Source organism: Pseudoalteromonas sp. T1lg10 (assembly GCF_002964545.1).
Taxonomy (GTDB): domain Bacteria; phylum Pseudomonadota; class Gammaproteobacteria; order Enterobacterales; family Alteromonadaceae; genus Pseudoalteromonas.
The window spans coordinates 286,393-304,162 of sequence record NZ_PQBV01000001.1; the positions used below are offsets into that span (position 1 = coordinate 286,393).

The window sequence follows — 17,770 nt, forward strand, 5'->3', positions numbered from 1 at the left end:
AGCAGCTAAACTTTTGACTTTGTAATGAAAAGAGATGAAAAAACCGAGCTTAGCTCGGTTTTTAAGAAGTGCCTGATTTGGCTTAATTTAGAGTGAGGCGTTCGGCCATAGCCGCAATCCCAGGGTATTGCTCCTCGGGCAGATACTCAACCAACGTCGCTAAACGCTCACCCAAGGCATGCAGGTTATCGGCACTGACGTTAATATGCCCCATTTTACGCCCAGGCTTTACGCCCTTACCGTACCAGTGGCTGCGGGTTTGCGCTACGCTAAGTACCTCGGCTGGAATAGCCGCCTGACCCAACACATTGATCATTGCGCTTGGACGCAATAAGGCAGTGTCACCTAACGGCAAACCGGCAACGGCACGCACATGGTTTTCAAACTGACAGCTATAGGCGCCCTGTTGTGTCCAGTGCCCAGAGTTATGCACCCGTGGTGCAATTTCATTAACCAGAAGTTGGCCGTCAACATCAAAGAACTCTATGGCCAGTACGCCCACATAATTAAGCGCATTCGCCAATTTGCTATAGGCGTCAATGGCTTGCTGTTGCACGCTGTCATTTACTAATCCGGCCACAGACAAAGTGAGTACACCGTTAGTGTGTTCATTCTCTGTTACCGGGTAGATGGCGACATTACCCTCTTGATCACGGGCGCCGATCACCGACACTTCGCGCTCGAATGGGATCATTTTTTCGCAAATGATGCTGTGCTCAGGGTCTTTTTCTAAAAACTCACGCATTTCGGCCCAAATCTGTTCCGCATCCGCGGCGTCTTTTAAGCGCCATTGACCCTTGCCATCATATCCTGCCTGACAGGTTTTAATCACCAGGGGTAAGGCCAACTCAGAAATAGCTTTATCCAGGTGGCTACGCTCGGTTACCAGCACATAAGGGGCGCTCGGTACACCAGCGCGCTCTAGCAAGGCTTTTTCTTTTGCTCGGTCGCCACCGCAGGCAATGGCCTCTTCGCCTGGGAAAAACTTACCGCTTTGCTCACACAGCGCCAATACATCCGCAGGAATATGCTCGAATTCAGCGGTAATGCGCTCGCTCTGTGCGATCGCCTGCTCCAGCGTTAATTCATAGGTTTCACCGGTTACCGGGTGGACCACCTGCTTTGAGCCTACATCATAGGCACGGATATGAATATCCAAAGGCGCGCCAACAAGCGCCATCATTCGCGCTAATTGTCCCGCACCAAGCACTAACATCTTCATGGCTACCGGACCTTATTCAGCTGGGTTTGGGTTAGCTAAAACGGTATCGGTTTGCTCTTTACGGAAAGCATCGATTTTTGCCAATAACTCAGGCTGTTGACAGCCTAAGATCTGTGCCGCTAACAAGCCAGCATTGGCCGCACCCGGATCGCCAATGGCTAGCGTGCCTACGGCAACGCCTTTAGGCATTTGGCAAATAGAGAGCAATGAATCAACGCCGTTTAGGGCTTTAGACTTCACAGGTACACCCAGCACTGGTAGTGAAGTGAAGGCAGCAGCCATACCTGGTAGGTGAGCAGCACCGCCGGCACCGGCGATAATTACCTTGATACCACGCTCGGCGGCAGATGAGGCATAATCGGCCAACAATTGAGGAGTACGGTGCGCCGAAACAACCTTGGTTTCATAGTCGATGCCAAATTTATCCAACATATCCGCTGCATGTTGCATAGTGGGCCAATCAGACTTGGAACCCATAATAATACCTACTTTCATTGTCACTCCTCGGGTCAATAACGATACCAATTTAACTATGGTTTTCACTAAGCTTTAGTGCGCCGGCGCCAAGCTATCACACTTGAGGGGTACGCCCGCCCATAGCTGTTGGCCATTTGCCAACAATAAGTTGCGGCGCATTATACAAAAAAGCCAGATAAAAAGCATGCCAAGTTGGCCGATAAAATGGCCTTATTCTGACTTACCATGCTGCTTGTTTTGCTGAGCTTCACGCCACGCCCGTGTAAACTCCTTAGGCCCTAAGATAAGTGCCAAGAGCACTAAGCCACCTGGCAGTAAAATTGCTTTGAGTATAGGACCTAGGATATAACTATAAAAAACAATAAATGGCATAAAAAGGATATACCCAAGCACCCAAGTTACGGGGTTAGTGTCTGATTTCATGCTGTTTTCCTTAACGATTTAAAAATGAGCGCGCTCATTGTAATAATTGAGCGCGCTCAATTCCAACTCTTTAGCAGGCATTTTGTGAGCAATAACCAAGTAGGAAGCAAGGTAAAAAGCAAAAAGCAATTAACCCGGGAGCGCATCTTGGATGCAGCTTGGCAACTATTCCAGGAGCATGGTTTTGCCGCCACTTCTACACGCGATATTGCCAAACAGGCCCAGGTAGCCAATGGCACCCTGTTTACCCACTTTGAAAATAAAGACGATTTGTTACGCCAACTGATGCTGATGCATATAGATAAAGTGATAGCCAGCGCTAAACGTGAAGATACCTTCGAGCAGCCGAAGCTGAAAATGCGTCACTATGCTCAGCACCTCTATCGTTTCTATTTACAGCACACGGAATTCAGCAAGTCCTTATTGCAGGGCCTGGTATGGCAAGGCGCGTTTTTCAGCGCGCAGATGGAGGCATTTAAAAAGTTACTGTTCGATGGTACGCGTCAATACGATGAGGTGCGAGCCGCGGCCATGATGGACTGCTATTTTATGACCTTAATTGAAGGCCTTAACAGCGAAAACCCGGATGTCTCTACCCTAGTTCGTCGTTTGAGCGCTAAGATAGCGCTGTTATAGGCCGAGAATGCCTAGGAGCGAGGAAGCCAGGGCAATTGATAGACCCCAGGCTCACTGCACACAAAGCCAAGGCGTTGCAGCAGCTTAATACTGCGCAGGTTATCCAGATGCACCCGGGCTTGTATTGTGGTTACATCGGCGCCCATATACTGCTGCCCCTCGGACAATAATAAAGACAAGGCACTATGCATTAGGCCTTGCCCCCAAAACAGGGGGTGGAGTTCATAGCCAATTTTAGCCACCTTGGTATGGGCATCATAAATGCCACAGCTGCCCACTACTTGCTCCTGATAGACGATAGCCATGCGTACTCCTTCACCCGTAAGTAGCAGCTCTATGTCCCCTTGAATAATATCTTGAACCTCGGATGGGTTTGAAGGAAGGGCATAATCGTTATAGCGACTGACTTCTGGGTGCGTAAGTATGCCATAGAGGGCCGACACGTCTTTATGCCGTATTGGGCGAAGCGCCAATGAGGCTTCCTGGCAATGGATCATGAAACTTAGCTCGCAGAGGTTGAGTTGCGGGATTATTGCCTTAAACTAGGGCCATCAGCAAGTTTAAAACGGCAAGCGAATGAGCCAAGCACAATTTATCATGGTGCCCCCCACCACAACAGTATACTGCCCAGAGCGTGGCGAGGGATGGACGCTAACGGGGATCACCGGCCTGGACGAATATACCTCGGTGATGTTTGGCGGGGTGCGTTATACCCTGTCGGCCAAGGAAATCGTTGAGCAACTGCTGCCTAATCAGCAAGCGCGTGAACAAGCGGGCAGCTAGAACCAATAAAAAAGGGCCTTTCGGCCCTTTTTTATTATTACTTTTACTTTAATGCGTTAATACGTGCATCCAACGGTGGGTGCGAAGCAAACAACTCGCCGATAGAACGCCCCGAGGCAATACCAAAGGCCATCATAGAGCCTTCTAGCTGCGACTCACGGTTGCCCTTTAAGCGCTCCAGTGCGGCACGCATCTTATTGGCACCAACTAGTTCCGCAGCCCCTCGGTCAGCGGCATATTCGCGTTTACGGCTGAAGTAGGCCACAACCACGGAAGCAAGCACACCAAAGAGAATTTGAAACAGCATATCAAAGATGAAGTATGTCCAGCTTGGGCCGCTTTCTTCTTCATTGCCGCTTAGGAAGTTATCCACCACCCCGGCAAGTACTTTCGCCAGGAAGATCACAAAGGTGTTCACCACGCCTTGGATCAGCGTCAGGGTAACCATATCACCGTTAGCCACGTGCGATACCTCATGAGCCAGTACCGCCTGCGCTTCATCCTGGGTCATGTTATGAAGTAAACCACTGCTTACCGCTACTAAGGCATTGTTTTTAGACGGGCCGGTAGCAAAAGCGTTGATCTCAGGGCTATCGTAAATCGCCACCTCGGGCATTTTAATACCGCGCTGCTGTGCCTGCTCGGCTACTGTGGCCACCAGCCATTGCTCGGTTTCGGTACGCGCCTGTTCGATAACATAAGCGCCAGTTGAGCGCTTAGCTATCCATTTCGACATGGCTAAAGAAATAAAGGCGCCGCCAAAGCCAAATACTGCAGCGATCACTAAGATCCCGCCCATGCTGCGCGAGGAAATGCCTAAAACGGCAAAAATAATCGATAACACCACCCCTAGCACCAGCATTACCGCCAGGTTGGTCAATAAAAAAAGCACTACACGCTTCATACGTCATTCTCCAATCGAGTAAGATTATTCATTAGGGGTCTCCCTTAGCTGGGGTCCAGTGCTTACGGGGCATCCTGACCCATAATGGATAGCATCACTCTCGGCTCTATGAGTCCTATATATAGGCTAACCATGACAGCATCAAGACATTGTAACTTAAACAATTGTAAAGAGTTGTAACAAGATGCCAGAGGAAGGAAAAGCGCTAGCGCAGCGCCAGCACATCCAATAAGGTGCCATGAATACGCAGTTTTGGGGTGCCCTCAGTATAAGGACTCTCGGCCAGCATGGGCACAGGCATGCGCGCCTTTAAGGTGGCCAAATTGGCATCGTATTCGGCCATGTCAGGGTCAACCTGATTGGCTATCCACCCAGCTACCTCCACTCCTTGCTGTTGCAGGGATGCCATGGTGAGCAAGGCATGATTTAAACAGCCGAGCTTCATGCCGACCACTAAGATCACAGGGAGCTTGGCCGCCACCACCCAGTCGCTGAGTAACTCTTGATCATTGATAGGCAATAACCAGCCCCCGGCACCCTCGGTAAGCAAGATATCTGCGTCCAAGGCGCTGATCTCTTCATACGCCTTATTTAGCTTGGCCAGTGTGATTTGTTCACCCTGTTGCGCTGCGGCAATATGAGGAGCTATGGGCGGCTCATAAATAAAGGGGTTTACCTGCTCGTAAAGTGCTTGCGTATTACCGCTTTCAATTAATGTCAGCGCATCGGTATTAACCAGACGACCAAAGGCCTGCTCGGCACCGGCAGCTATGGGTTTAAAGCCCAAAGCCTTGCGTTTATGTTGCACAGCCAATTTCAGCAGCAGACTGGTTACATGGGTTTTACCGGCATCCGTGTCCGTGGCGGTAATAAAAAATTGCTTCATTTAATAAGTTCCAAAAAGACCACGTTATAGCTCAGGGCAACCTCTGGGCTGTCGCCCCCTAAGCACTGCAACACTTGAAGATATTCGCCCTTGGTAAGCGCCTTATGGCCCTGCTCGGCACTGTTTGCCCCTATGGCAGATAAGCTTTTTAACGCATCCTTGGCACTTGCATAGGTGTCGTACAAGGGCAACTCTTGCTGCCAATTGACATTAAAACCGGCATTGTGCGCTGCACCTTGTATTTCTTCAAAGCTAGCGAAATGATTAATCGCCGCTCGCCCTATACCGGCAAACGCGTTTTTTACCTCAACCAAAGAGCCAGCGGCAACTATGGCCAAAAAAGCACGCCCCTTAGGTTTAAGCACGCGGTAAAGCTCGGCCAGGGCGATGTTTAAATCACTCGACCATTGCATGGCAAAGTTACTAAATACCGTATCCAGACAGTTGGCCTGCAGCGGCAGCGCGTCCATATCGGCACAGAGCTTAATGCTTTGCGTACGAATTTGTGCCAGCATCGAGGGCGATAAATCAAGGGCTATCAGGGCATCGCTTTGCGCCTCAAGAGCCGCGCTGTTAACACCGGGCCCCGCCCCTAAATCCAAACACAGCCCTAATGGCCGCTGTGCTAGATGTGCTAACAGCACCTCGCTGGCACTGGCCTGTACGCGGGCATGATGCTGATAACGACCCGCCGCCTTGGAAAAGTGGGATTGGGTTTGTTGTTTTAACGCCGCGCTCATCGACAGGACTCCAGGGCCTTGACCAAGGTGTCTATATCCTGCTCTTGATGGGCAGCGGTCAGGGTAATGCGTAAACGCGCGGTATTGTGGGCAACCGTAGGCGGTCGAATGGCACTGAGCCAAATACCCTGCTCACGTAAATCGGTTTGCATTTGCAAGGCGCTTTCGCTGTCACCTACGATCAGCGGCTGAATTGGCGTCTGTGAGTCCATTAATGCCAAAGACGCTTGCGCACAACGCTCTCTAAAATAAGCGATATTACGCGCAAGTTGCTGGCGCTCGGCGTGAGCGTCAAGCAATTGAGTAAGGCGCTGCTCGGTAACGGCGCATTGCATAGGCGACACCGCGGTGGAATAAATATAATCGCGATTACTTTGTAATAACAGCTCAATCACGGGCGTTGAGGCCAACACTACTGCACCGTTGCTAGCCAGGGCCTTACCAAAGGTGATCACCAGAATATCCGGGCGGGCGCGCTCGTTATCTGTTTCTCCATAGGCTGTGCCCAAACCATTCCCCAGCACGCCAAAACCATGGGCGTCATCAAGCATAAACCAGGCATCATGGGCTCGGCACAGGCTATGAATATCCGCAACCGGGGCGCAATCCCCGTCCATTGAGAACACGCCCTCACTGACCACCAGCTTGTTTTTCGCCTTGGACTTGGTCAAACGGGCCTGCAAGTGACTGATATTGTTATGATTAAAACGCTGCATAGCGGCATTGGCCTGTAGACCGCCGTCGATCAAACTGGCGTGATTAAGCTTATCCTGAACAATAAGCCCATCATTACTTTCTCCAAACAGGGCTTTTAATACGCTGATATTGGCGCTAAAGCCGCTCGGAAAAAGCATGGCAGCTTGGTAGCCAAGCAAATCACAAAAACGCTGCTCTAATGCTTGGTGGCAACGCTGATAGCCTGTAACCAAGGGAGAGCTGTGCGCGCCAGAGCGAGCATCAAGGCCAGACAAGGGTAAGTCCCCCAAGCCAAGATAGTCGTTGGAAGCAAAGTTAAGATAATCCTTGCCAGCCACACGAATGCTGCGGGCACTGACCTCTTCCACCAGTACCCGACGACGCAACAGGTGTTGCTGCCGTCTGGTTTCTAATGCGTCATTGATATAGTCAAACGCCATTTATTTTGCTTCGTAGAACAGCTCAGATTCGGCCTTGTCGGCAATTGCCGAGCTTAGTGATGCCTCGTAGGCTTCATCTGAATAGTCCTCCCCCTGAGCCGGGCGCATGCCTAGCTTACGAATAAGGTTCATATCCGTGTCTGCTTCCGGGTTTTCCGTGGTAAGTAGCTTATCACCGTAGAAAATGGAGTTGGCACCAGCAAAGAAACACATGCTTTGCATCTGCTCGTTCATGGCCGTACGACCGGCAGACAAACGCACATAACTCTTCGGCATCATGATACGCGCCACGGCTATGGTGCGGATAAATTCAAAGTGATCCAGGTCGTCAACATTTTCCAGCGGCGTACCCTTTACCTTAACAAGCATATTAATTGGCACACTTTCTGGCTGTTTTGGCAGGTTAGCAAGCTGGATCAAAAGGCCGTATCTGTCTTTGGCCTGCTCGCCCATACCGACGATACCGCCGGAGCATACCTTCATGCCGGCATCGCGAACATGATCTAGAGTGTCTAAACGGTCCTGATAGGTACGAGTAGTGATGATCTGCTGATAATACTCAGGCGAGGTGTCCAGGTTGTGGTTGTAATAGTCCAAACCGGCATCGCGCAACTGATGCGCCTTATCGTTATCCAGCATGCCCAGAGTCATACAGGTTTCAAGGCCAAGCTCTTTGACCTCACGAACCATTTTTTCGATGTAAGGCATATCGCGGTCCTTAGGATCGGACCAAGCGGCGCCCATACAAAAACGGGTCGCGCCCTTTTGTTTTGCTAAACGGGCCTGCTCCACGACCTTTTCCACTTCCATCAGGCGCTCGCGCTCTAGGTCAGTTTTATAATGACCGGACTGAGGACAGTATTTGCAGTCTTCCGGACAGGCGCCGGTTTTAATCGATAGTAGGGTCGAGATCTGCACCTCATTGGGATTAAAGTGCTGCCTATGAATGCTCGCCGCCTTAAACAGAAGGTCGTTAAAAGGCATTTCGAAAAGGGCTTTTACTTGTTCATGGGTCCAGTTATGGCGGATTTCAGCCTGTTGCATAGGGTTCTCTTTATTATCGACGGTAAACTTATTTTGTATCAGTCTACGAGTTGCCTTAGTATTGTCAACGCCAGTGCAATGTTTAAAGTTTACCTATGAACAATAATTATACAGAAAGCAATTCTATCGATGTCGAGTTTGACCGTGACCATATTTGGCACCCCTACACCTCCATGCTTAAGCCCCTGCCAACTACCCGGTCACCCATGCCCGCGGTACCCGCTTGCATTTAGCCAGTGGCGAGAGTTTGGTCGATGGCATGGCCTCGTGGTGGAGTGCACTGCATGGCTATAATCACCCACGCTTAAACCGTGCACTGCAAGAGCAAAGCGAAAAAATGAGCCATGTGATGTTTGGCGGTATTACCCACGCCCCGGCGGTAGAACTATGTAAAAAGCTGATTGCCATGACCCCGGCGCCACTGGATAAGATGTTTTTGGCTGACGGTGGTTCGGTCAGTGTTGAAGTGGCTATCAAGATGGCGCTGCAGTACTGGTTTAGCCAAGGTTATAAGCAAAAGCATAAAATAATGACCCCACGCAAGGGCTATCATGGCGACACCTTTGCGGCGATGAGCGTATGCGATCCGGTTAATTCCATGCACAGCATGTATCGCGGCTTTTTGCCCGAGCAGATTTTTGTGCCGCAGCCACAAAGTGCCTTTGATGGCGAATTTAACGAGCATGAAGCGGACGAATTAGCCCATTACTTTGCCGAGCATCATCAAGACATTGCCGCCTTTATTATCGAGCCCATAGTGCAAAATGCCGGCGGCATGAACTTCTACCACCCCGCATACCTAAAGGCCGTTCGCGCCCTGTGCGACCAATATGATGTACTGCTGATCTGCGACGAAATCGCCACGGGTTTTGGCCGTACCGGCAAGCTATTCGCCGTCGAACATGCAGATATCTGCCCGGATATCATGTGTGTGGGCAAGGCCCTAACCGGCGGTTATATGACCTTAGCCGCAACCCTGACCACGGATAAGGTCGCCCGCGGCATTTGTAGTGGTGAGGCCGGTGTCCTAATGCATGGCCCGACCTTTATGGGCAACCCCCTGGCCTGCGCCGTGGCCAACGCCAGCCTGAGCCTGTTACAGGAAAACGATTGGCAGCAACAGGTCGGCAACATCAATCTTTGGCTACAACAACTGACGCGCTGTACGGAGCTTGATGCTGTGGTGTCGGTGCGTACCTTGGGCGCCATCGGCGTGGTGGAGCTCGATAGCAATGTCGATGTGGCCAAAATTCAGCGCTTTTTCGTAGCGAACGGCGTGTGGATCCGACCTTTCGGTAAACTTATCTACCTTATGCCACCTTTTGTGAGTTCAGAGCAGGACATAGAAACCCTGTGCAATGCCATTTACCAAGCCATTGCCGAAAGACATTACTAGATCAAACGATCTTATAACCTAGCGGCGATCTTATTTGTTTTTGTACAAATCAATAAAATCACCATAAAAGTGATTAAAAACGCTTTTATGGTGAAATTTTCCGAGTAATTCCAGCGTTTCGCTAGGAATCGCCCCTTGCTTTTTGTTAGAGTACGAAACTTTTCAATAAGCAAGTGATTTTCTATGCAGCAACACGTCCAGATTCAGCCAGCGGAGGCCTTTGTCCCACCCAGGTTTACCGTGTATCAACATCGCCAAATTGATAAAATTGAGGCTTTGCATCAACTGCCAGAGCATATGCGCTTTGAAATGAAGGTGGTCGCAAGTGTATTCCCTTTCCGCGTCAATAATTTTGTCATTGAAGAATTGATCGACTGGGATAAGGTACCCAATGATCCCGTCTTTCAATTGACCTTTCCGCAGCGCGGTATGCTTGATGACGAGTCATACGAACAAATGGCGGCGCTGCATAGAAGCAACCCCAGTGCTGAAGAAGTGATGACGCTGGCCCAGGAAATTCGCTTAAAGTTGAACCCTCATCCCGCCGGACAAATGGAAAAGAACGTGCCTGAGCTAGATGGCGAGCGCGTCGAAGGGATCCAACATAAATACAAAGAAACCGTCCTCTTCTTTCCATCTCAGGGCCAATATTGCCACTCTTACTGCACCTTTTGCTTTCGCTGGGCGCAGTTTGTAGGTAAAGCCACACGCTTTAACAATAACGATGCCGAACTGCTGCACGGTTATTTGCGCGAGCATACAGAAGTAACCGACCTACTGATGACAGGTGGTGATCCCATGGTTATGCGCACGATCAAACTGCGTGGCTATCTTGAAAAGTTAAAAGAGCCGGAGTTTGATCATATTCGCACTATCCGTATTGGCACCAAATCATTGACCTTTTGGCCATACCGATACCTGACCGACCCGGACGCGCAGGACTTATTGGCACTATTAAAGGAATTGGTCGATGCCGGTAAGCATGTGTCCATTATGGCCCATGTAAACCATAAGCAATAGCTGCGCAGTCCGGCCACCCGCGAAGCCATCGCTTTAATTCGCAAAACCGGGGCGCAAATTCGCACCCAGGCGCCACTGCTCAATAACATCAACACCGATCCCAATATGTGGGCCGAGATGTGGAAAGAGCAAACCCAACTAGGCATGATCCCCTACTATATGTTTATCGAGCGGGACACGGGTGCAAAACGCTACTTTGAGTTGCCCCTGCACAAAACCTGGGAAACCTTCCGTGAAGCCTATAAACAGATCTCCGGAGTAAGTCGCACCGTGCGTGGCCCGTCAATGAGTGCCGGCCCAGGCAAGGTCGAAGTATCGGGTGTGAGCGAGATCGCCGGTGAAAAGGTGTTCGTACTGCGATTCATTCAGGCCCGCAATCCGGACTGGGTGCAACGTCCTTTCTTTGCCAAATACGATGAAGCCGCCACCTGGCTTGATGACCTAAAACCAGCCTTTGGCGAAGAGAAGTTCTTCTGGGAAGACGAATACAACGCCATGTAAGGACATAAAAAAATCCCGCTTAATGCGGGATTTTTTATTTGCTGAGGCAGTGACTACCATTCAAACTGGTAGGCCATCTTCGCTATGGTTCTCAGCGCCACATTATGGGTATTACGCTGAGCATAAAGGTGCTGCATGGCCTTGTCCTTAACCTCACCCACTATCACCTCTTTAACCTGATAACCCAAAGCATGAGCGGCCTCTAGATAGGCAATAAATTCCCATTTTTTTATATTGGTGTTATCGGCGATCACCAAGGGAATACCCTCGCTCAGGGCCTTGATAAAGCGTGCTAGGTTAAGGTTGTGGTATTCGGGAAGCTTATGCTTATCGAATTGATAACCCTCGGCGCCGACAAAGTAATCATCGGTGCTGCAAATGACATATTGACTGCTGTCGCCGGCGACCAAATCGTCGGCCAGGTTGTGCGCATAATTGGTTTTACCGCTGCCAGGTAAACCGCGCAAAATAAACGCTTGTTTCATTAACTACTCACTAAGGCTAGCATGAAGCTGATGCACAAAAACGCCCAGGCAATTAAGGATAGAGGCGCTAGTTACATCATTTTATTTATCTTTCTGGCTCTTATAATGCCACAAACTGGGCACAGACTGCACAACCCAAGTAACATTAAGGCGGATTTTTTGCACTTAATAGCCAAAAATCCTGTGTTTGTACGCCTAAATAGCGCCACTGGCCAAAATCCTGCTCCGGCGACCCTAATGGATGATGAGCAAAACAAGTACAAACAAGCTCCATCCCAATGCTGCACACCAGCCAATCAATATAAAAGGGCCCGCTCCGTCGCCTCGTAACATCCCCCTAAGCCTTATAATTTCACGCTCAATTTTAGTTTAGGTGAATTATTGGCCATTTTTCAGCAATTAAGCGGTAAAGAGCGTAATTGACAGTTTTTTTCTCACCCGAACACGGTTAAGATAGGCCTCTTAACTTACATCATAATAAAGCTGCTTAGTAAGAGCCTGAACAAGGGCTAAGCAACTTGGGCAATAGTAATCATTGGAGTGAAAATGAGCCATACAGCAATCGCCGAGCTATTAAAAGGCGCCGTTGCCGTGGACAGCCAGGTGACCATTAAGGGCTGGGTGCGTACACGTCGCGACTCAAAAGCAGGTATTTCGTTTTTAGCCGTTCATGACGGTTCGAGTTTTGATCCTATTCAAGCAGTCGTGCCCAATTCGCTTAATAATTATGATGAAATCACTCGTTTAACCGCTGGTTGCTCTGTGTCTGTAACTGGTAAGCTGGTTGCTTCCGAAGGTCAAGGCCAGGCGTTTGAAATTCAAGCCGAAGCCGTTGAGGTGATTGGCTGGGTTGAGAACCCGGATACTTACCCTATGGCGGCCAAGCGCCACAGCATCGAATTTTTGCGTGAGCATGCCCACTTGCGTCCACGTACCAATGTGATTGGTGCCGTAACGCGCGTGCGTAACTGCTTATCGCAAGCCATCCACCGCTTCTTCCACGAGCGTGGTTATATGTGGATCAGCACGCCTATTATTACCGCCAGTGACTGTGAAGGTGCCGGTGAAATGTTCCGTGTATCGACCCTTGATATGCAGAACCTGCCACTGACCGACAAGGGTGACATAGATTACAGCCAGGATTTCTTCGGTAAAGAAGCCTTCCTTACCGTATCAGGTCAGCTCAACGGCGAAACCTATGCCAGCGCTCTGTCTAAGATTTACACCTTCGGTCCAACATTCCGCGCCGAAAACTCTAACACCTCGCGCCACCTGGCGGAATTCTGGATGGTTGAGCCGGAAGTGGCCTTTGCCGATCTGAACGACATCGCCAAGCTGGCCGAAGACATGCTCAAATATGTATTCGCCGCCGTGCTTGAAGAGCGCCGTGACGACATGGAATTCTTTGCCCAGCGCATCGAGAAAACAGCGATTTCACGTCTAGAAGAATTCGTGAGCAAAGACTTTGCTCAGGTGGATTACACAGACGCCATCGAAATCTTGAAAGAATGTGGCAAGAAATTCGAATTCCCTGTTGAGTGGGGCGTAGATCTGCAATCAGAGCACGAGCGTTACTTGGCCGAAGAACACTTTAAAGCACCGGTTGTTATCAAAAACTACCCACGCGATATCAAGGCCTTCTATATGCGTCAGAACGAAGACGGCAAAACCGTGGCGGCCATGGACGTGGTTGCCCCTGGTATCGGTGAGATCATCGGTGGTTCACAACGTGAAGAGCGTTTGGACGTACTGGATGCCCGCCTAGATGAAATGGGTCTAAATAAAGAAGACTACAGCTGGTATCGTGATCTACGCCGTTACGGCACAGTGCCACACTCAGGCTTTGGTCTAGGTTTTGAGCGCTTGGTTGCCTATGTAACCGGTATGGGCAACGTTCGTGACGTTATCGCCTTCCCTCGTACTAAGGGCAGCGCTACTTACTAATACTTAGTTAAATGGCAAACAAAAAACCGCTCAATGAGCGGTTTTTTACTTTGAGTTATTGTAGGAGAGGAATAAAGTTTCATACTAAACAGTCAAGCAACCCTGCTCGAACCGTTTAAGATTAAACATGACCAAAAATAAAGATTCATACTAAATGCTACTATCAAGTCCGAATCAAGCTACAACTGAGTATTAAAGTATCATACTCGTTGTAACTCACTTCTGGACAGAAACACGTTAGAGTATTTATTCGGTAACGCTCACTTAAGCGGACAGAAATAGTTGGCTAAAATTGTGGAGCGAAGCGAAACATAGCCAACTGTTTATATTCCGTTTAAAGTGCTTGTTATAACAACTTACCTAGCCACTCAATTCCACCTGCAATCCAGTTAAATAATGTAGAAAATATAAATGCCAGATTTTTTATCGTATTCTTAATGCCAAATACAGATTCCCAAACAGTGATTACAGTTAACAAAAGTATATATTGATTTGTTCTTGATTGAAGTAATTCCATTTTCTTTTGGATGTACATGTGATCTATCCACTTATTATTATCATCTTCATATTCAGAATATCTGACAATTCTTTTATGATTCGCATCGTACTGGTAAGTAACAAAAAAATGACTATTATCTTTAGGCTCAATATCTACATAACACCACTGCATGCCCTCTAAATAAATTGTTGCTCTATCTATTTCAATATAGATTTCTTCATTTGGGTTTAAGGACCTCACGTACTTTTCATTTTCTTCCATACATTGAAAATATTTTTCATTTAAATCTCTGATACCAGCAAGTGTGACAACTGCTTCTGGACTTGGCTTAGTGTCAATGTTTTTAATAGTGATTCCCCATGAAAATGGTTCACCTTGTACTATAAAAGCATGGTTTTTAAATTTTTTAGACTTGTTAACAAAGTTACTGGTTATTAGTAATTTGTGCTGTTCTTGAATTTCTTCTTGTTCTTCTATTGAGCTTGAAGATTGACTACTCACGCAAACTCCCCTTGTTGTTATAACGCCCCAAGCAGGGGCAACTTTTAAGCTGGCTAAAATAAGGAGCGAAGCGACGGGAGCCAGCTTAAAATTGTCCCGTTGACTTGGCTTGTTATATTTTCATTACGCGGGACATTTTGCCTGCTGCATTTTGTTATCAATGTATTCTTGATACGAGTTATATCCGCCTAAATTCAACTTGGCGTCAGGATTCTTTGTTATGAAAACTTTGTTCATTTCTAAACTTTTCAAGAACATCTCACAACCTTTAGCAACATTGTTATCTGTAAGGTATGAAAATCCCATATGTAAATAGGTGTTTGTTAAATTATCAAACTCCTTTTTTTCTTGGTATATGGAAACAGATTTCTCTAAATACTCTATAGAAGCATTATATCGATCATTGAAAGCTATTTTCCCATTATTGAAACCAGTCTCTTTGTAATGTTCTGCATACCTGTCGACAGCGTAAGATCTCAGAAAAATAGCATAAGTGACGTACGCTTTTGCGAGTCCTGACTGATTACTTTCTTCTTTAAATATTTCAATTGATTCCAAAATGAGCTTTTGTGCAGGCAACGCTCTTTGTTTGGTGTCAAAGAGCCAATATGCATCGGACAACTTTTGATTTGGATCGCTGGTGTATGGAACTAATGCAGCTGCACAACCAGTTAAGAAAATTATCGTTATGGCAAATAGACTATGACGCAAAACTAGATCTCCCTGAAAATATAACGCCCGCATAATGGGCGGATTAAGCTTGGCTAAAATTAGCGAGGAATGAGCGTCAGCCAAGCTTTAGACGTCCATTCATTCATGCGCTTGTTATACATCTTTTTGCCACAGCTTCTCGCACTTGAAGGCATACATGTACTGTGGATATATAAATACGAACAAGAAAAAAACACAAAATATAGTGGCGATAACTTGCCCTATAGTAAAATAGCCAATTAATACCAAAACCCCATAGTAAAGTAAGTATGTAGCTAAAAGCATATTCAAAACAGCTATTAGCTGAGCAACTCTTCTCGGACATACTACGACTTGATAAGCAAAGCCATAAAGTGGCACTAGCGTAAGCCCTCCCGTAACAGCACCAAAGAAATCACTAATAGTTAGGTCATCTTCAAAAGGTAATTGCACCAAACTTATTACATAAATAAAGCTAAAAATAGCAAAGAGAACTTTCCATTTTTTCATATTCTAACTAGATGTATAACGCCGCAATAACGGGCCGGAAAAACGCATAGCGTTTTGGAGGTCCGAGCCCGAAGGGCTGAAGTTGATTGCCTTGTTAAATGCCAGCTTGCACATTATGGAAGCCTCTTTTTTTTGCCGTGCATGTTGGATGCAATGTGTTTTGGGATGTCACCATAAAAAGGATATGGCTTTGATACGGAAATAGACTCGACGATGGCGCTTCCATCACTACTACCACCTTTGGTTTCAAAAGCCACCCCTGGATAATTGTAAGGTTCGTGAACTTTATCGTTTACACAGCACTTACCTAAAACTTCATGAACGTCCGACAGACTGTCTCCAATGCCAACCTTACCAAGGACTTTCTCAGTGAATGGTGCAAAGAGGGAAAGTTGGTCCAGCTCATTGGTTTTGGAGTTAAAAAAGAACCAGATATGCTTGCTCTTATGGACTTGGAGCTCGCCCCTTTCTTCAACCGCATATATCTCAGCGCCCGAGAAGTCCACTTCCCCGAATGGAGTACCGATCTTGAATTGGCTTGTACCTTTTGCTGGCTTAATCATCGCTCGACCAATGGCATTTAACGCCCCACTAAGGGGCTGATAATGCTTGGCTAAACTTGTGTAGCGTAGCGAAACTGAGCCAAGCGTTAGCAGTCCCGCTTTAGTTGCTTGTTAGCAGCTCAATACGCTACCAAACGACGCCTCTTTCTTCAAAGTGTTTATTGATCAACACCTTACAACTATCGCTTACTTCGCCAATATTTTTAGCAAAGCCTGATTTCAAAGTGATTTTTAACACTACTTCATTCTCAAACGAGACCGATTGAATATCAGAATACTCCGCTAACCACTTCATATCTTTTAAAGTTGTACCTTTAAATGTCAAAGCTGAGTTTCCAATGGAGAGTGTTCTACTTGCTGAGTCGCTAGAAAAGCTGACTATCAAATAGTCTTCGTTTAAGTATTCACAGTCAGTTTGAGTGAATTCAGATTCTGCGGAACACCCAAAAGCGAGAAGGCTAAATAATGCAATCGAAAGGTGTCTCAAATGCCACGATCTCCATTGGGCTGCTAACGCCGCATTAAGCGGAAAATTACTGTTGGCTAAAATGTTTTAGGCACGAAAAACAGCCAACTGTAAATTTTCCGTTTAAATGCCTTGTTATACGTACTATAACCTTGCTTCAATCATACTATATGAAAACCAAGCGAAATTAATTAGAAATAACCAAGCAATAATAAAAAGTAAGTTACACCAATTCATAGTGTTAGAGTCCAGATTTTCATGTCGGTACAATCTTAAGCCAATAAAACCATACGTAAATGAAGCATTGGTAGTATTGCTCAGCAAACCAGAGGGGGAGCCAGCTTTATCTAAAACTTTGGGATATTTACTTTTTAGCTTCGATATAACAACAATATTTACAACAAACATTGCAGAAAAAAGAATGAAGAAAATTAGCACGAAACCTCCCTGTACGTATAATGCCTCAATATGGGGCGCATAAATGCATGGCTATACTCAGCGACGAAGGAGCGCAAGCCATGCGTTTTGCGTCCATGCCATTATTGACTTGTTATATGAATTTAACCCAATAACGCTATGAAAGTGCTGCGATAAATAAGACCACAAAAAACAAAATTACACAAATAGCTAGAATATTTCCGATGATTGCCAACGGCTTAGGTAACTTCGTAAATGAACCGCCTGACAGGAAATACCTTTTGGGATTGGTATTAACTAATTCAACCAACTCATCTTTTTGTTGCTTATCAAGTTGAGAGAAATCTTTGTTAACTTTTCGCGAATGACGAACCGCTTTTATCAAGATAAAACCAACGAAAATTACGATGACGATTTCAATCATACTCAAGATTCATATAACATGTTTATAGCGAGCGAATCGCGCGTTTTTCTACTACGCTACCGCTCACTTTTCTGAATGATATATTTTTAACAGACTAGTTAAC

19 protein-coding genes and 2 pseudogenes are annotated in these 17,770 nt (G+C 47.0%); 5 read left to right on the plus strand and 16 right to left on the minus strand.

Annotated elements, in window-relative coordinates:
* Positions 1–82: 82 nt before the first annotated feature.
* From C2M17_RS01310 to C2M17_RS01320, 3 genes are all read right to left on the minus strand, one after another.
* Positions 83–1,222: a 5-(carboxyamino)imidazole ribonucleotide synthase gene (locus tag C2M17_RS01310; RefSeq protein ID WP_105199075.1), complete on the minus strand. Its 1,140-nt coding sequence runs from the start codon at positions 1,220–1,222 to the stop codon at positions 83–85.
* 12 nt (positions 1,223–1,234) lie between these two features.
* Positions 1,235–1,717 carry a 5-(carboxyamino)imidazole ribonucleotide mutase gene (gene purE, locus C2M17_RS01315; protein WP_105189681.1) on the minus strand — a complete coding sequence of 161 codons (483 nt, stop codon included), beginning with the start codon at positions 1,715–1,717 and terminating at the stop codon, positions 1,235–1,237.
* 192 nt (positions 1,718–1,909) lie between these two features.
* Positions 1,910–2,122 (minus strand): hypothetical protein, encoded by a 213-nt coding sequence (locus C2M17_RS01320; RefSeq protein ID WP_105199076.1) that lies wholly within the window; start codon positions 2,120–2,122, stop codon positions 1,910–1,912.
* Between the two features lie 84 nt (positions 2,123–2,206).
* On the opposite strand from C2M17_RS01320, the gene C2M17_RS16110 reads away from it, so the two are divergent.
* On the plus strand, positions 2,207–2,758 hold the full coding sequence (locus C2M17_RS16110; RefSeq protein ID WP_267894395.1) for a TetR/AcrR family transcriptional regulator: 552 nt from the start codon (positions 2,207–2,209) through the stop codon (positions 2,756–2,758).
* Positions 2,759–2,769: 11 nt separating this feature from the next.
* Here C2M17_RS16110 and C2M17_RS01330 read toward each other — a convergent pair whose 3' ends face one another.
* Positions 2,770–3,231 carry a GNAT family N-acetyltransferase gene (locus C2M17_RS01330; RefSeq protein WP_158683956.1) on the minus strand — a complete coding sequence of 154 codons (462 nt, stop codon included), beginning with the start codon at positions 3,229–3,231 and terminating at the stop codon, positions 2,770–2,772.
* A gap of 103 nt (positions 3,232–3,334) precedes the next feature.
* On the opposite strand from C2M17_RS01330, the gene C2M17_RS01335 reads away from it, so the two are divergent.
* Positions 3,335–3,541, plus strand: a complete 207-nt coding sequence (locus tag C2M17_RS01335; RefSeq protein WP_105199079.1) for a hypothetical protein — start codon at positions 3,335–3,337, stop codon at positions 3,539–3,541.
* 43 nt (positions 3,542–3,584) lie between these two features.
* Here C2M17_RS01335 and htpX read toward each other — a convergent pair whose 3' ends face one another.
* The 5 genes from htpX to bioB form a co-directional block, all read right to left on the minus strand.
* Entirely contained in the window at positions 3,585–4,445 is an 861-nt protein-coding gene (htpX, locus tag C2M17_RS01340; protein WP_105199080.1) for a protease HtpX, read from the minus strand.
* 205 nt (positions 4,446–4,650) lie between these two features.
* Entirely contained in the window at positions 4,651–5,331 is a 681-nt protein-coding gene (gene bioD, locus C2M17_RS01345) for a dethiobiotin synthase (RefSeq protein WP_105199081.1), read from the minus strand.
* Positions 5,328–6,071, minus strand: coding sequence for a methyltransferase domain-containing protein (locus tag C2M17_RS01350; protein WP_105199082.1), 744 nt, complete (start codon positions 6,069–6,071; stop codon positions 5,328–5,330). Before C2M17_RS01350 ends, bioD begins: the two co-directional genes overlap by 4 nt.
* Positions 6,068–7,207 (minus strand): aminotransferase class I/II-fold pyridoxal phosphate-dependent enzyme, encoded by a 1,140-nt coding sequence (locus C2M17_RS01355; protein WP_105199083.1) that lies wholly within the window; start codon positions 7,205–7,207, stop codon positions 6,068–6,070. Before C2M17_RS01355 ends, C2M17_RS01350 begins: the two co-directional genes overlap by 4 nt.
* The gene (gene bioB / locus C2M17_RS01360; protein ID WP_105189673.1) at positions 7,208–8,251 is read right to left on the minus strand and encodes a biotin synthase BioB; all 1,044 of its coding nucleotides are present in this window, start codon (positions 8,249–8,251) and stop codon (positions 7,208–7,210) included.
* Positions 8,252–8,346: 95 nt separating this feature from the next.
* Here bioB and bioA point away from each other — a divergent pair.
* Positions 8,347–9,647 (plus strand): annotated as a pseudogene (gene bioA, locus C2M17_RS01365) (adenosylmethionine--8-amino-7-oxononanoate transaminase).
* 183 nt (positions 9,648–9,830) lie between these two features.
* Positions 9,831–11,168, plus strand: a pseudogene (locus C2M17_RS16150) (KamA family radical SAM protein).
* Between the two features lie 53 nt (positions 11,169–11,221).
* Here the strand turns inward: C2M17_RS16150 and C2M17_RS01375 are convergent.
* Positions 11,222–11,653, minus strand: coding sequence for an ATP-binding protein (locus tag C2M17_RS01375; protein ID WP_105199084.1), 432 nt, complete (start codon positions 11,651–11,653; stop codon positions 11,222–11,224).
* 546 nt (positions 11,654–12,199) lie between these two features.
* On the opposite strand from C2M17_RS01375, the gene asnS reads away from it, so the two are divergent.
* Positions 12,200–13,597, plus strand: a complete 1,398-nt coding sequence (gene asnS, locus C2M17_RS01385; RefSeq protein WP_105199086.1) for an asparagine--tRNA ligase — start codon at positions 12,200–12,202, stop codon at positions 13,595–13,597.
* A 346-nt stretch (positions 13,598–13,943) separates the two neighbouring features.
* Here asnS and C2M17_RS01390 read toward each other — a convergent pair whose 3' ends face one another.
* The 6 genes from C2M17_RS01390 to C2M17_RS01410 form a co-directional block, all read right to left on the minus strand.
* Positions 13,944–14,597, minus strand: a complete 654-nt coding sequence (locus C2M17_RS01390; protein ID WP_105199087.1) for a hypothetical protein — start codon at positions 14,595–14,597, stop codon at positions 13,944–13,946.
* A gap of 123 nt (positions 14,598–14,720) precedes the next feature.
* On the minus strand, positions 14,721–15,392 hold the full coding sequence (locus tag C2M17_RS01395; RefSeq protein WP_158683957.1) for a hypothetical protein: 672 nt from the start codon (positions 15,390–15,392) through the stop codon (positions 14,721–14,723).
* 30 nt (positions 15,393–15,422) lie between these two features.
* Positions 15,423–15,797 (minus strand): hypothetical protein, encoded by a 375-nt coding sequence (locus C2M17_RS01400; protein WP_105199089.1) that lies wholly within the window; start codon positions 15,795–15,797, stop codon positions 15,423–15,425.
* Positions 15,798–15,910: 113 nt separating this feature from the next.
* Positions 15,911–16,360: a hypothetical protein gene (locus tag C2M17_RS01405; RefSeq protein WP_105199090.1), complete on the minus strand. Its 450-nt coding sequence runs from the start codon at positions 16,358–16,360 to the stop codon at positions 15,911–15,913.
* A gap of 127 nt (positions 16,361–16,487) precedes the next feature.
* Complete coding sequence (locus C2M17_RS15825) at positions 16,488–16,847, minus strand: hypothetical protein (protein ID WP_158683958.1); 360 nt, start codon at positions 16,845–16,847, stop codon at positions 16,488–16,490.
* A gap of 553 nt (positions 16,848–17,400) precedes the next feature.
* Positions 17,401–17,667, minus strand: coding sequence for a hypothetical protein (locus C2M17_RS01410; RefSeq protein WP_105188985.1), 267 nt, complete (start codon positions 17,665–17,667; stop codon positions 17,401–17,403).
* Positions 17,668–17,770: the final 103 nt, after the last annotated feature.